A 13,115-nucleotide genomic window follows, 5' to 3' on the forward strand; every position below is an offset into this window, starting at 1 on the left:
AAACGGCGCCTTCGGGCGCCGTTTCTTTTTGTGGAGGATGCGCGATGCAGATCGACGGGCAATGCCATTGCGGCCGCGTGACCTATCAAGCCGAGATCGATCCGGCGCGGGTCTCGATCTGCCACTGCACGGATTGCCAGACTCTGACCGGATCGCCGTACCGCGTGACCGTGATCTGCGCCGGCGAGCAGATCCGCATGACGGGCGGGGCGCCGAAAGTCTATGGAAAGCGCGGCGACAACGGCCGCGTGCGCTTCCAGCATTTTTGCGGCGAATGCGGCTCACCGCTGTTCTCCAGCGGAGAAGATGGCGGCCCCGACGATTGGGGCATCCGCTGGGGCAGCATCCGCCAGCGTGATCAGCTAAGGCCGATGCGCCAAATCTGGTGCAAATCCGCAGCGCCGTGGATCAACGGTATCGAGGCGCTACCGGCCCGGCCCGGCGACCAGCCAGATGTGGGGGCGGCCTGAGTGCAAAGGGGCTAACTCTACTGTGCATGGGGTTGTTTTCGATATTTTGATCCGGCTGTCGCGACAGGGGCCGGTGCGGCGCCGGGGCCGCGTTCATTTCCCGATCGATCCGGCCTTGCACCGGCGGGGCGGGCGAGGCTAAACACGGGCAACGGGCGGCTAGCTCAGCTGGTTAGAGCATCTCGTTTACACCGAGAGGGTCTGCGGTTCGAATCCGTAGCCGCCCACCAGCCTTCGCGCTGCGCGCTGGGCAAGCCAGTGCGCCCGGAAACGCAAAGGCTGGACCAATCCCGGCAATTCGCCAAGGACCGCGCTCCGCGTTAAGCACCTGACCTGTCGCGAGAGCGCGGACGAGGATCCTGAGTTCAGGCTGTCTTGGTGATCATCGTCAGAACACCGTCAGCGATGCTGATCGCAACGACCTGTGACGAATTCAAGCCCTTGGCCTTGAGCGCGGATGTTGCTTCCGGCATGTCGTCAATGGACTTCCGAAGCGACTGAATTTCGGTATCGCTCGTCTGCGCGATGATTTCATCAACCTTCGAGCGCACGGCCGGCTGCAATTCCTTGACGTCGACGACCTGAATGCTCGTTACGACTGTGCCGGATTGAGTAGACGGTGTTTCTGCTCCCGACTGCGACGGCGCTCTCTGGGCAAAGGCCGGGGTTCCGAGAAAGAGGGTTGCGATGACGACGAATGCTGTAGAGATGCGCATGGTCATGCCTTTTCCAGTTTCGATGGCGACACAAATCCTGTCCGCGAACTTCGTTCCTATCCGCGAAATCTGGTCGGCGCCTGACTCTCTTGTGGCCCTTCGGTGAATCCAATGCGGCTGCAACGCGCGCTCGGAACTGGCTGTAGATCGCGAACGCTTGATAATTGGCCGCAACCTTCGCGCCAGACGGGACCTGCGTTTCGCGCCATGTTCCACGCATGATTGGCATGGCTGCGAGCACGGTGATATACAGGCGCGGGAGCAGCTACATGAGTTCTGTTGATACCGCGGGCCGTCCCCCCGTGTTGATGGACACGTCCGCCGGCCATCCACAAAACGCCGATCAGATCGCCTATTGGAACGGGCCGAGCGGCCAGCGCTGGGCCGACCGGCAGCAGACGCAGGACATCCTGCTGCGGCCGATCGCGGACATTCTGATCGATCGCGCCAGGCCCAGAGCCGGTGAGCGGATCATTGATGTCGGTTGCGGCAGCGGCGCCACGGCGATCGCGTTTGCGCAAAAAGTCGGGCCATCGGGCTATGTGCTTGGCATCGATGTGTCCGGCCCGATGCTGGCGCGGGCGCAGGCCAGTGCACCGAAGGAGTTGCCTGTCGATTTCATGGTGGCTGATGCGACCGTCCATCGGTTCGATCCCGCCAGCTTCGACCTGTTGGCTTCCAGGTTCGGCGTGATGTTCTTTGCCGATCCCGCATTGTCGTTCGCCAACATGCGCAAGGCGTTGCGGCCCTCGGGACGGCTTGCGTTCGCGTGCTGGCGCGAGCCGCGCGAGAATCCGTTCTTCATGGCGCCGCTACAGGCCGCCTACAAGCACGTGCCGAAATTGCCGCAAGTCGGCCCGGACGATCCCGGGCCGTTCGCATTTGCCTCTGAAGAGCGCGTCCGGGGGATTCTGACGAAGGCCGGTTTCACGGCGATCAATCTGGAAGCCTGTCCGCTCCTTCTCGACGCTGGGATCGGAGGCGGTCTCGATGCCGCCGTGCAAGGCTCGCTCGATGTCGGCCCGGTAAGCCGCGCGCTGGAAGACCAGCCGGCCGAAGCGCGCGCTGCCGCCGCGCAATCGATCCGTGAGGCGCTCGAGCCGTTCGCCAAGGGCGATTCGGTCCTGCTTCCGGCCTCGATCTGGATCGTGACGGCGCGCGCGTCGTAAGGCTTAAGCCCGTTCTTCCCAGATCATCGCCAGATGCACGATGGTCTGCACGGCCTTTTCCATGTCCTGCCGGCTGACCCATTCCAGCCGGGAGTGGAAGGCGTGCTCGCCGGCGAAGATGTTGGGGCAGGGCAGGCCCATGAAGGACAGGCGCGAGCCGTCGGTGCCGCCGCGGATCGATTCCTTCACCGGCCTCAAGCCAGCGCGACGGATCGCCTCGACGGCATAGTCGACGATCTCGGGGTGACGGTCGATCACCTGTTTCATGTTCCGGTACTGCTGCCTGACCTCGAACTTGTAGGTCGAGCGCGGGTAGTCCTTCATCACATCCCTGACGATGCGTTCCAGCAGCGCTTCCTTCTGCTTCAAGCCGTCCTCGGTGAAATCGCGGACTATGAAGTCGATCCTGGCTTTCTCCAGTGCGCCGGAAATGCCGACCGGGTGCAGAAAACCCTCCTTGCCTTCGGTGGTTTCGGGCGAGCAGGTATCCTTCGGCAGCCGATCGACGATCGCAGCCGCGATCTTGATGGCGTGCTCCATCTTGCCCTTGGCAAAGCCGGGATGGGTCGACACGCCCTCGATGGTGATGCTGGCGCCGTCGGCCGAAAATGTCTCGTCCTCGATATGGCCGGCGCTTTCGCCGTCCATGGTGTAGGCGAAATCGGCGCCGAGCTTTTTCAGATCCACCTTGTCGACGCCGCGGCCGATTTCTTCGTCCGGCGTGAACAGGATCTTGATCGCGCCATGCCTGATCTCGGGGTGGTCGAGCAGGAATTGCGCGGCGTCCATGATCTCGGCGACGCCGGCCTTGTTGTCGGCGCCGAGCAGGGTGGTGCCGTCGGTCGTGATGATGTCATGGCCGATCTGGTCGGCCAGCGCCGGATGCTCGGCGGCGCGGATGATTTGTGTGGGGGCGGCCGGCAGGACGATGTCGCCGCCGCGATAATTCTTCACGATCTGCGGCTTGACGTTTTTGCCGGTGCAATCGGGCGAAGTGTCCATGTGCGAGCAGAAGCAGATCACCGGTACTGTTTTCGGTGAGTTCGCGGGGATCGTCGCGTAGACATAGCCGTGCTGGTCGAGATGCGCGTCGGCAAGGCCCATCTGTCTCAGTTCGGTGGCGAGCAGGCGGCCCAGATCCTTCTGCTTCTCGGTGGACGGTGTGGTCGGCGAGGACGGATCGGACTGGGTATCGATCACGACGTAGCGCAGAAAGCGCTCCGTCACGCCGTGTTTGAATGCGATGGGTGAGGGCACTGTAGGAAACCGCGGCAAAGGGGCAGGGACCGGCTGTATAACAAAAAAGCGCCATTTCCGGAGGCCGTAACCTCGCCGGAATGACGCCCCTGGAAGCGGAGAGGGACTTAGACGGCTTCCTTCAGTTCCTTGGCGGCGCGGAAGGCGACCTTCTTGCTGGCCTTGATCTGGATCGCCTCGCCGGTGGCGGGATTGCGGCCCATGCGGGCGGCGCGCTTGCGCACCTGGAGGATGCCGAGGCCCACGATGCGGATGCGCTCGCCCTTTTTCAGGTGTTTTGTGATCATCGTGACCATGTCGGTCAAAATGGCTTCAGCCTGTTTCTTGGAGAGTTCCTGATCCTCGGCGATCGCCGCCGCCAGATGCTTCAGGGTGATGGTGGCCGGAGTCGCTGCCTTCTTCGCCATGTTGGCCCTCCTTGTTCAAATGGCTGGGTGGTCTGGAATTAGCAGGCCTAGTCGATTCGAGGCCCGGCTGCCTACGAGTTTTGCCCGTAAACCGGGCATTTTTCGCATCGGCATCGCAAAAACCCTTGTCTGGCGCGGGGATTTGCAACTGCCTTGACTATGACAAAGCAGGCCTTTATGCCCTGCTTTCTCAGCGGATCACGATCTGATTACGCATCCGCGGGAGTAGCTCAGTTGGTTAGAGCGCCGCCCTGTCACGGCGGAGGCCGCGGGTTCGAGTCCCGTCTCTCGCGCCATTAAATCAATGGCTTAGCGAATTTTCCGGAAGCGATCACCGCAATAAAAAAGCCGCCCCTCGGGCGGCCTTTTATTGTCTACGATAGAGGTTGCTTACTGGACCTTCGACGCTTCCGAGCTCGTCACGACCACCGGCTTGCCGGCCTTCACGACGTGGGCGGTCTGGGAGTAATCCGTATTGGTGCGGGCGGAAATACCGAACGCGGCCACTGCAATACCGGCCACGAGCGCCACAACCACGATTTTCAGGTGGGTCGCCTTGTCAGCGGAATGAATTGAGTGGTTCATTTGAGCCTCCGGACGGACTTTGCCGTCTCTGATGGCTGAACAGGTACGCCCCCTCTGTTTCAGGATGGTTTCGCGAGTTCCCGAAAATGGTTTCGTCCGGCCGGTTTTGGGGACGATTTTGCCTTCCTCGGCATGCCGTAACGCCAAAAGCCCGGGCCGGTCTGGTTGAGACCGGTCGACAGATGTTGGCGGGTCCGGCGAGGCCTCCCCGAAGACTCAGCGCGAACCGAAACAGACTTGCATCTGTGGATGTGCGCTGACCGGCCCGCGGCCCTGTCGGGCCCGCCATGCGAATGTGCAGAGTGGAAAACTCGGGATGGACAGCGCTTGGCATCGGCACCAAATGTCAGACACTGCGTTGATCTTTTGAGGCAGGAAAGCGCTAGCGCGCGAGTCAGCGACGCGAGTGGGGACGGCCAAAACCGTCAAAATAGCTTGCCTTGCGTGCCCTGTTGCGCTGCGCTAAGCCTCAAGAACAATTCCAATGTAACGAATCTGCGGCCTCCAGTGACCGCGGAAATAAAGGCGTGGCCGATGACCGGCATCCTCCAGAATTATCTCCCGCTTGTGGTGTTTATCGGGGTGGCAAGCCTGATCGGGCTGGCGCTCCTGATCGCGCCCTTCCTGGTCGCATTTCAGCAGCCGGATCCCGAAAAGCTCTCCGCCTATGAATGCGGGTTCAACGCTTTCGACGATGCCCGCATGAAGTTCGACGTCCGCTTCTACCTGGTCGCCATCCTCTTCATCATTTTCGACCTCGAAGTGGCGTTCCTGTTCCCGTGGGCGGTGGCGTTCGGAAAGCTCGGGGCCACCGGGTTCTGGTCGATGATGGTGTTCCTCGCCGTGCTGACGGTGGGCTTTGCCTATGAATGGAAGAAAGGCGCGCTCGAATGGGATTGAGTCCGACCGCCGCTAGCTCGCCGGCGATTGCGCCGGCTCCAAAGGGCATTCTGGATCCCGCCACCGGCCGCCCGGTCGGCGCCAATGACCCGTATTTCCTCGCGGTCAATCACGAGCTCTCCGACAAGGGCTTTTTCGTCGCCGCGGCCGACGATCTCATCACCTGGGCGCGAACGGGCTCGCTGATGTGGATGACCTTCGGGCTGGCCTGCTGCGCGGTCGAGATGATGCAGGTGTCGATGCCGCGCTACGACGTCGAGCGCTTCGGCTTTGCACCGCGTGCTTCGCCGCGGCAGTCCGACGTGATGATCGTCGCGGGCACGCTGACCAACAAGATGGCGCCGGCGCTGCGCAAGGTCTATGACCAGATGCCGGAGCCGCGCTACGTGATCTCGATGGGATCGTGCGCCAATGGCGGCGGCTACTATCACTACTCCTACTCGGTGGTGCGCGGTTGCGACCGCATTGTCCCGATCGACATCTACGTGCCCGGCTGCCCGCCGACCGCGGAGGCGCTGCTGTACGGCGTGCTGTTGCTACAGAAGAAAATCCGTCGCATCGGCACCATCGAACGTTAAGGTTTCACGGAAATGGACGACGGCAAGCTCGACGCCTTGGGGCAGACGATTGTTAGCGCGCTTCCCGGCGCCGCGATTGGCCATTCGATCGCGTTCAACCAGCTCACGGTGAGTGTACAGGCCGAGAAGATCGTCGAGGTTGCAAAATTCCTGCGTGATGATCCGTCCTGCCGCTTCGTCAATTTCACCGATGTCACCGCGGTCGACTATCCCGGCCGCGAACGGCGCTTCGACGTCGTCTATCATCTGTTGTCGCCGACCCTGAATACGCGCATCCGCATTCGTGCGGAGGCCGACGAGACGACGCAAGTACCCTCGCTGATCGACGTCTTCCCTGGCGCCGACTGGTTCGAGCGTGAGACGTATGACCTCTACGGCGTGATCTTCATCGGCCATCCCGACATGCGGCGGCTGCTCACCGACTACGGCTTCGACGGCCATCCGCTGCGCAAGGACTTTCCGCTCACCGGCTTCGTCGAGGTGCGCTACGACGACCAGGAGAAGCGGGTGCTCTACGAGCCGGTGCGCCTCAACCAGGAATTCCGCAAATTCGATTTCCTCTCGCCATGGGAAGGCGCGGACTATCCGCTGCCCGGCGATGAGAAGGCAGAGCCGAAGGCCTGACCATGAACGAGCAAAATCTTCGCAATTTCACCATCAATTTCGGACCGCAACATCCGGCGGCGCACGGCGTGCTGCGTCTCGTCCTTGAACTGGACGGTGAGGTAGTGGCCCGCGTCGATCCGCATATCGGCTTGCTTCACCGCGGCACCGAAAAGCTGATCGAGCAGAAGACCTACCTACAGGCGATTCCGTATTTCGACCGGCTCGACTATGTCGCGCCGATGAATCAGGAGCATGCCTTCTGCCTCGCGGCGGAAAAGCTGCTGGGCATCAAGGTGCCGCGCCGCGGGCAGTTGATCCGCGTGCTCTATTGCGAGATCGGCCGCATCCTGTCGCACCTGCTCAACGTCACCACGCAGGCGATGGACGTAGGCGCCTTGACCCCGCCGCTGTGGGGTTTTGAAGAGCGCGAAAAGCTGATGGTGTTTTACGAGCGCGCTTCCGGCTCGCGCATGCATGCGGCGTTCTTCCGCGTCGGCGGCGTGCACCAGGACCTGCCGCCCAAACTGATCGACGACATCGAAGCCTGGTGCGATCCGTTCCTGCAAGTGGTCGCCGACCTCGAAACCCTGCTGACGGGCAACCGCATCTTCAAACAACGCAACGTCGACATCGGCGTGGTGTCGCTGAAGGAAGCCTGGGAGTGGGGCTTCTCTGGCGTGATGGTGCGAGGCTCGGGCGCAGCCTGGGATTTGCGCAAGTCGCAGCCCTACGAATGCTACGACGAGATGGATTTCGACATCCCGATCGGCAAGAACGGCGACTGCTACGACCGCTACTGCATCCGCATGGAAGAGATGCGCCAGTCCATACGCATCATGAAGCAGTGCATCCAGAAGCTGCGCGAGCCCGAGGGGCAGGGGCCGGTGGTGGTCGAGGACAACAAGATCGCGCCGCCGCGCCGCGGCGAGATGAAGCGCTCGATGGAAGCGCTGATCCATCACTTCAAGCTCTACACCGAAGGCGTTCATGTGCCGGCCGGCGAGGTCTATGCCGCAGTCGAGGCGCCGAAGGGCGAGTTCGGCGTCTATCTCGTCTCCGACGGCACCAACAAGCCTTACAAGTGCAAGATCCGCGCGCCGGGCTTTGCGCATCTCCAGGCGATGGACCACATCTGCAAGGGCCATCTGCTCGCCGACGTCTCCGCGATTCTCGGCTCGCTCGATATCGTGTTCGGAGAGGTCGACCGGTGATGTCGATGCCGCCCATCCAGTTTGATCGGGCTTCCGGCGTGCTGGAGGGCGCGAACGCATGGGAAAGGCTGGCCGCCGTCGCGTTGACGATGGGATCGAAGATTTCGTCGAACTTTTCGCATCGCGGCTACAACGGCTGCGCCAATTTGCTGCGCAAGGCGCTTCCCGAGCGCGACATCGAGATGAAGCTGAACGAGGATGCGAAATTCGCGTTCCCGTACGGCGACGGCTACTGGAGCAAGCTGCTCAATCGCACGTTCTCTTATGAAGGCGAACTTGACCTTCTGTTCCACGCTTCTGCCGATGTCGACTACACGCTGCTCGATTGCGGCGCGAATTACGGATACTGGTCGGTGCTGGTGTCGAGCAAGCCGTACGGCTCGCACAGGGCGATTGCGATCGAGCCGTCAGCGGCGAATTTCCCGAAGCTCGCGAACAATGCCAGGATCAACAATAACCGCTTCGATGTGATGAAGTGCGCGATCGGCGCCGGCCGCGGCACCGCGCGTCTCTCCGGCGCCAAGCACGAGGCCTTCAGCATCGCCGGAAGCCAGGATGCTGGCGAGGAAGTGCCCGTCATCGCGCTCGACAACCTGCTCGATGACGGCAAGGTTTCGGCGGGTGGTAAATTCCTGATCAAGCTCGACGTCGAGGGCGTCGAGATCGAGGCGATCAAGGGCGGCGCGCGGCTCCTCAAGGAGGACAGCGTGATCCTGTGCGAGGAGCACGGTAACGATCCGCAGCACACGGTGTCGCGCTTTATCCTCGAGCAAACACCGCTGAAACTGATTGTGTATGATCCCCGCAGCAATCGCATGGAAACCGTGAAAGAGCTGTCGATCCTCGACCGCATCAAGGTTTCCGCCAATGTCGGTTACAACGTGTTCGGTACTGCAAGTGCGTTCTGGCAAGACCGCATCAGCGCGCTGAACGCACGCTTGCAATGAAAGTCTAAAGAGATGTCCGTCCGCCGCCTTGCCCCGAAGGAAGTCCAGCCCGCGAGCTTTACGTTCACGGATGAAAACCTCGCCTTCGCGAAGAAGGAGATCGCAAAATATCCGCCGGGACGTCAGGCCTCGGCTGCGATCGCGATCCTGTGGCGGGTGCAGGAGCAGCACGAGGGCTGGGTGTCGGAAGCCGCGATCCGTGCAGTCGCCGATCTCCTCGAAATGCCCTACATCCGCGTGCTGGAGATCGCGACCTTCTACACCATGTTCCAGCTCGCGCCGGTTGGAAAGAAGGCCCACGTCCAGGTTTGCGGTACCACGCCGTGCCGGCTGCGCGGCGCCGGCGACATCATCGAAGTCTGCCAGAGCCGCATCCACCACGATCCCTTCCACCTCTCCAAGGACGGCAATTTCAGCTGGGAGGAGGTCGAGTGCCTCGGGGCCTGCGTGAACGCGCCGATGGTGCTGATCTGGAAAGATACCTACGAGGACCTGACCAAGGAGACTTTCGGCAAGGTGCTGGACGGATTTGCATCGGGCAATCCGCCAAAACCAGGCCCGCAAGTTGACCGTCAGTTCTCCGCTCCGGTGGGCGGACCGACCACGCTGAAGGAAGTGACGTGATGCCCGGTCGCACCTTGCAAACGAGCGGGCCGAGGAGGGCCGCTGCGATGAAGACATGGCAGTTGATGATCCTTCACGCCGTGGCCGCGGCCACGTTCATTTTCCTGCTACAGCGCTACGGGCTGAACGCTTCGCTTGAATCCGCCCTGTTGTGGGCGCTGACCTTTGGCGGGTGCGCCGCCGGGCTCGCCTATTCTCAATCCAAACGTTGATCCCGGGAAGTTTTGGTCATGCTCGAGGACAAGGATCGCATCTTCAAGAACCTCTACGGCCTCCACGATTGGGGCCTCGAGGGCGCGCGCCGCCGTGGCGCCTGGGATGGCACCAAAGCGATCATCGACAAGGGCCGCGACTGGATCATCAACGAAATGAAGGCCTCCGGTCTGCGCGGCCGGGGCGGGGCGGGCTTTCCGACCGGGCTGAAATGGTCGTTCATGCCGAAGGAGTCGACCGACGGGCGGCCGAGCTATCTCGTCGTCAACGCCGACGAGTCCGAGCCCGGCACCTGCAAGGACCGCGAGATCATGCGGCACGATCCGCATCTCCTCGTGGAGGGTTGTCTGCTCGCGAGCTTCGCGATGAATGCGCACACCTGCTACATCTATGTGCGCGGCGAATTCATCCGGGAGCGCGAGCACCTGCAAGCCGCGATCGATCAGGCCTATGAGGCAAAGCTGATCGGCAAGGACAACGTCAACGGCTGGCCATTTGACCTCTATGTCGCCCATGGCGCCGGCGCCTATATCTGCGGCGAGGAGACGGCGCTGCTCGAAAGCCTCGAAGGCAAGAAGGGCCAGCCGCGGCTGAAGCCGCCATTCCCGGCCAACGTCGGCCTCTATGGCTGCCCGACCACCGTCAACAACGTTGAATCGATTGCGGTTGCGCCCGATATCCTGCGCCGCGGCGCGGCCTGGTTCGCCGCGATCGGCCGGCCCAACAATGTCGGCACAAAGCTGTTTTGCGTTTCCGGCCACGTCGAGCGCCCCTGCAACGTCGAAGAGGCGATGGGGCTCACCTTCCGCGAACTGATCGACCGTCACTGCGGCGGCATTCGCGGCGGTTGGGACAATCTGAAGGCGGTGATCCCCGGCGGCTCGTCGGTGCGCATGGTGCCGGCTGAACTGATCATCGACACGCCGATGGATTTTGACAGCCTCTCGAAGCTGCGCTCCGGCCTCGGCACGGCGGCCGTCATCGTGATGGACAAGTCGACCGACCTGATCCGGGCTATTGCGCGCATCTCCTATTTCTACAAACATGAGAGCTGCGGCCAGTGCACGCCCTGCCGTGAAGGCACCGGCTGGATGTGGCGCGTCCTGACCCGCATGGCCGAAGGCCGCGCCCACAAGCGCGAGATCGACATGCTGCTGGAGGTCACCAAGCAGGTCGAGGGCCACACCATCTGCGCGCTTGGCGATGCGGCGGCTTGGCCGATCCAGGGCCTGATCGCGCATTTCCGTCACGAGATCGAAGAACGCATCAGCGAATATTCGCACAAGGCCGATATCGACGATATTGGCATCCGCGATCCCGTAAACATGGTCGCGGCGGAGTAGAGGCATGACCAAACTCATCATCGACGGCAAAGAGATCGATGTTCCCGCGGAGTACACGCTGTTGCAGGCGTGCGAAGCTGCGGGCGCCGAGATTCCGCGTTTCTGCTACCACGAGCGCTTGTCGATCGCCGGCAATTGCCGGATGTGCCTTGTCGAGGTGAAGGGCGGCCCGAAGCCGGTGGCAAGCTGCGCCTGGGGCGTGCGCGATTGCCGTCCGGGACCGAAGGGCGAGCCGCCGGAAATCTCCACGCGCTCTCCGATGGTGAGGAAAGCACGCGAAGGCGTGATGGAATTCCTGCTGATCAACCATCCGCTGGATTGCCCGATCTGCGACCAGGGCGGTGAGTGCGACCTACAGGACCAGGCGATGGGCTATGGCGTCGACACCAGCCGCTTTGCCGAGAACAAGCGCGCGGTCGAGGACAAATATCTGGGCGCGCTGGTCAAGACCTCGATGAACCGCTGCATCCAGTGCACGCGCTGCGTCCGTTTCTCCGCCGAGATCTGCGGGACGCCGGAAATGGGCGCGACCGGCCGCGGCGAGGACATGGAGATCACGACCTATCTGGAGCAGGCGCTGTCTTCGGAGCTGCAAGGCAACCTCGTCGACATCTGCCCGGTCGGCGCGCTGACCTCAAAGCCTTACGCCTTCGCGGCGCGGCCCTGGGAGCTCGGCAAGACCCAGTCGATCGACGTGATGGACGGCGTCGGCTCGGCGATCCGCGTCGACACCCGCGGCCGCGAGGTGATGCGCATCCTGCCGCGCGTCAATGAGGCCGTGAACGAGGAATGGATTTCCGACAAGACCCGCCATGTCGTCGACGGCCTGCGCACCCAGCGGCTTGACCGGCCCTATATCCGTGAGAACGGCAAGCTTCGCGCGGCGTCCTGGCAGGAAGCTTTTGCGGCGATCGCGGCGAAGGCCGGCGGCATCCACGGCAAGCGCATCGGCGCGATTGCCGGCGACCTTGCCGCGGTCGAAGACATGTTCGCGATGAAGGAGCTGCTGGCCAAATGCGGCTCGGCCAATATGGCCGTGCAGGGCGGCGACGCCTTTGACCCCAAGGCCGGGCGCGGCTCCTACATCTTCAATCCGACCATCGCCGGCATCGAGCAGGCCGACGCGCTTTTGATCGTGGGATCGAACCCGCGCAAGGAAGGCGCCATCCTGAACGCCCGCATCCGCAAGCGCTGGCGGAGCGGCCAGCTCAAGATCGGTGTGATCGGCGCAAACGCCGACCTCAACTACGATTTCGAGCAGATCGGCGCGGGCACCGATTCCCTCAAGGATCTGGCTGCCGGCAAGCACTCCTTCGCCGACGTGCTGAAGAACGCCAAGCATCCGATCGTGCTGGTCGGCGCCGCTGGCCTGAAGCGTCCGGACGGCGCGGCCGTGCTGTCGCTGGCCGCCAAACTCGCAGTCGATGTCGGCGCCATCAAGGACGATTGGAACGGCTTTGGCGTGCTACATGACACGGCTTCCCGCACCGGCGCGCTCGATATCGGTTTCTCGGCCGGCGCCGGCGGTCTCAGCATCGCGCAGATGACGGCTTTCGGAACCCTCGACGTGCTGTTCCTGCTCGGCGCCGACGAGATCAAGGTGCCGGACGGCACGTTCGTCGTTTACATCGGCACCCACGGCGATGCCGGCGCGCACCGCGCCGACGTCATCCTGCCGGGTGCCGCCTACACGGAAAAATCCGGCATCTACGTCAATACCGAGGGTAGGGTGCAGATGGCGAGCCGCGCTGCCTTCCCGCCCGGCGAAGCGCGCGAGGACTGGGCGATCATCCGCGCGCTGTCCGACGTCATCGGCAAGAAGCTGCCCTATGACTCGCTGGCCGGGTTGCGGCAGGCGCTGTTCAAGGCCCATCCGCATCTGATGCGGCTCGACCAGATCGAAGCCGGCAAGGTGGGCGACGTCAAAGCGCTTGCGGCCAGGGGCGGCAGCGTCGACAAGGCGGCGTTCAGGCCGGGAATCGAAGATTTTTACCTGACCAACCCGATCGCGCGGGCCTCAGTGGTGATGGCGGAATGTTCGCGCCTCGCCTCCGGGCGGATGCTGACGGCAGCGGAGTGAGCGTGAGCT

The 13,115-nt window shown here is 62.7% G+C and carries 15 protein-coding genes and 2 tRNA genes; 13 read left to right on the forward strand and 4 right to left on the reverse strand.

Annotated features, from left to right (window positions below):
* Window positions 1-44 precede the first annotated feature (44 nt).
* Both JQ628_RS03815 and JQ628_RS03820 read left to right on the forward strand, forming a co-directional pair.
* The gene (locus JQ628_RS03815) at window positions 45-470 is read left to right on the forward strand and encodes a GFA family protein (protein ID WP_212219549.1); all 426 of its coding nucleotides are present in this window, start codon (window positions 45-47) and stop codon (window positions 468-470) included.
* Window positions 471-623: 153 nt separating this feature from the next.
* Window positions 624-700, forward strand: a tRNA-Val gene (locus tag JQ628_RS03820).
* A gap of 135 nt (window positions 701-835) precedes the next feature.
* Here JQ628_RS03820 and JQ628_RS03825 read toward each other — a convergent pair.
* Window positions 836-1,192: a hypothetical protein gene (locus JQ628_RS03825; RefSeq protein WP_212219552.1), complete on the reverse strand. Its 357-nt coding sequence runs from the start codon at window positions 1,190-1,192 to the stop codon at window positions 836-838.
* A gap of 302 nt (window positions 1,193-1,494) precedes the next feature.
* Here JQ628_RS03825 and JQ628_RS03830 point away from each other — a divergent pair, with 302 nt between their 5' ends.
* Window positions 1,495-2,355: a class I SAM-dependent methyltransferase gene (locus JQ628_RS03830; RefSeq protein WP_212221079.1), complete on the forward strand. Its 861-nt coding sequence runs from the start codon at window positions 1,495-1,497 to the stop codon at window positions 2,353-2,355.
* A gap of 3 nt (window positions 2,356-2,358) precedes the next feature.
* Here the strand turns inward: JQ628_RS03830 and pepT are convergent, their stop codons facing one another.
* Together pepT and JQ628_RS03840 are read right to left on the reverse strand one after the other, a co-directional pair.
* Window positions 2,359-3,612, reverse strand: a complete 1,254-nt coding sequence (gene pepT, locus JQ628_RS03835) for a peptidase T (RefSeq protein ID WP_212219554.1) — start codon at window positions 3,610-3,612, stop codon at window positions 2,359-2,361.
* 107 nt (window positions 3,613-3,719) lie between these two features.
* A complete protein-coding gene (locus JQ628_RS03840) occupies window positions 3,720-4,019 on the reverse strand; it encodes an HU family DNA-binding protein (RefSeq protein WP_212219556.1) in 300 nt (99 codons plus the stop codon).
* A 219-nt stretch (window positions 4,020-4,238) separates the two neighbouring features.
* Here JQ628_RS03840 and JQ628_RS03845 point away from each other — a divergent pair.
* Window positions 4,239-4,315, forward strand: a tRNA-Asp gene (locus JQ628_RS03845).
* A 94-nt stretch (window positions 4,316-4,409) separates the two neighbouring features.
* On the opposite strand, the gene JQ628_RS03850 is transcribed toward JQ628_RS03845, so the two are convergent.
* The gene (locus JQ628_RS03850) at window positions 4,410-4,604 is read right to left on the reverse strand and encodes a hypothetical protein (protein ID WP_212219559.1); all 195 of its coding nucleotides are present in this window, start codon (window positions 4,602-4,604) and stop codon (window positions 4,410-4,412) included.
* A gap of 534 nt (window positions 4,605-5,138) precedes the next feature.
* Here JQ628_RS03850 and JQ628_RS03855 point away from each other — a divergent pair.
* The 9 genes from JQ628_RS03855 to nuoG are packed head-to-tail and all read left to right on the forward strand — an operon-like array spanning window position 5,139 to window position 13,106.
* The gene (locus JQ628_RS03855) at window positions 5,139-5,504 is read left to right on the forward strand and encodes an NADH-quinone oxidoreductase subunit A (protein WP_057856661.1); all 366 of its coding nucleotides are present in this window, start codon (window positions 5,139-5,141) and stop codon (window positions 5,502-5,504) included.
* Window positions 5,495-6,082 (forward strand): NuoB/complex I 20 kDa subunit family protein, encoded by a 588-nt coding sequence (locus JQ628_RS03860; RefSeq protein WP_433996101.1) that lies wholly within the window; start codon window positions 5,495-5,497, stop codon window positions 6,080-6,082. The genes JQ628_RS03855 and JQ628_RS03860 overlap by 10 nt, the downstream gene beginning before the upstream one ends.
* Before the next feature lie 12 nt (window positions 6,083-6,094).
* Window positions 6,095-6,706: an NADH-quinone oxidoreductase subunit C gene (locus JQ628_RS03865; protein WP_212219562.1), complete on the forward strand. Its 612-nt coding sequence runs from the start codon at window positions 6,095-6,097 to the stop codon at window positions 6,704-6,706.
* A gap of 2 nt (window positions 6,707-6,708) precedes the next feature.
* Complete coding sequence (locus tag JQ628_RS03870; protein ID WP_212219565.1) at window positions 6,709-7,899, forward strand: NADH-quinone oxidoreductase subunit D; 1,191 nt, start codon at window positions 6,709-6,711, stop codon at window positions 7,897-7,899.
* Window positions 7,899-8,846 (forward strand): FkbM family methyltransferase, encoded by a 948-nt coding sequence (locus JQ628_RS03875; RefSeq protein WP_212219568.1) that lies wholly within the window; start codon window positions 7,899-7,901, stop codon window positions 8,844-8,846. Before JQ628_RS03870 ends, JQ628_RS03875 begins: the two co-directional genes overlap by 1 nt.
* A 12-nt stretch (window positions 8,847-8,858) precedes the next feature.
* Window positions 8,859-9,470, forward strand: a complete 612-nt coding sequence (gene nuoE / locus JQ628_RS03880) for an NADH-quinone oxidoreductase subunit NuoE (RefSeq protein ID WP_212219571.1) — start codon at window positions 8,859-8,861, stop codon at window positions 9,468-9,470.
* Window positions 9,471-9,517: 47 nt separating this feature from the next.
* Window positions 9,518-9,682, forward strand: a complete 165-nt coding sequence (locus JQ628_RS03885; RefSeq protein WP_249127477.1) for a hypothetical protein — start codon at window positions 9,518-9,520, stop codon at window positions 9,680-9,682.
* An 18-nt stretch (window positions 9,683-9,700) separates the two neighbouring features.
* Window positions 9,701-11,026, forward strand: coding sequence for an NADH-quinone oxidoreductase subunit NuoF (gene nuoF / locus JQ628_RS03890; protein WP_212219576.1), 1,326 nt, complete (start codon window positions 9,701-9,703; stop codon window positions 11,024-11,026).
* Window positions 11,027-11,030: 4 nt separating this feature from the next.
* Window positions 11,031-13,106, forward strand: a complete 2,076-nt coding sequence (gene nuoG / locus JQ628_RS03895; RefSeq protein ID WP_212219579.1) for an NADH-quinone oxidoreductase subunit NuoG — start codon at window positions 11,031-11,033, stop codon at window positions 13,104-13,106.
* Window positions 13,107-13,115 lie beyond the last annotated feature (9 nt).

The organism is Bradyrhizobium lablabi (genome assembly GCF_018129385.1).
Taxonomy (GTDB): Bacteria; Pseudomonadota; Alphaproteobacteria; order Rhizobiales; family Xanthobacteraceae; genus Bradyrhizobium; species Bradyrhizobium lablabi_C.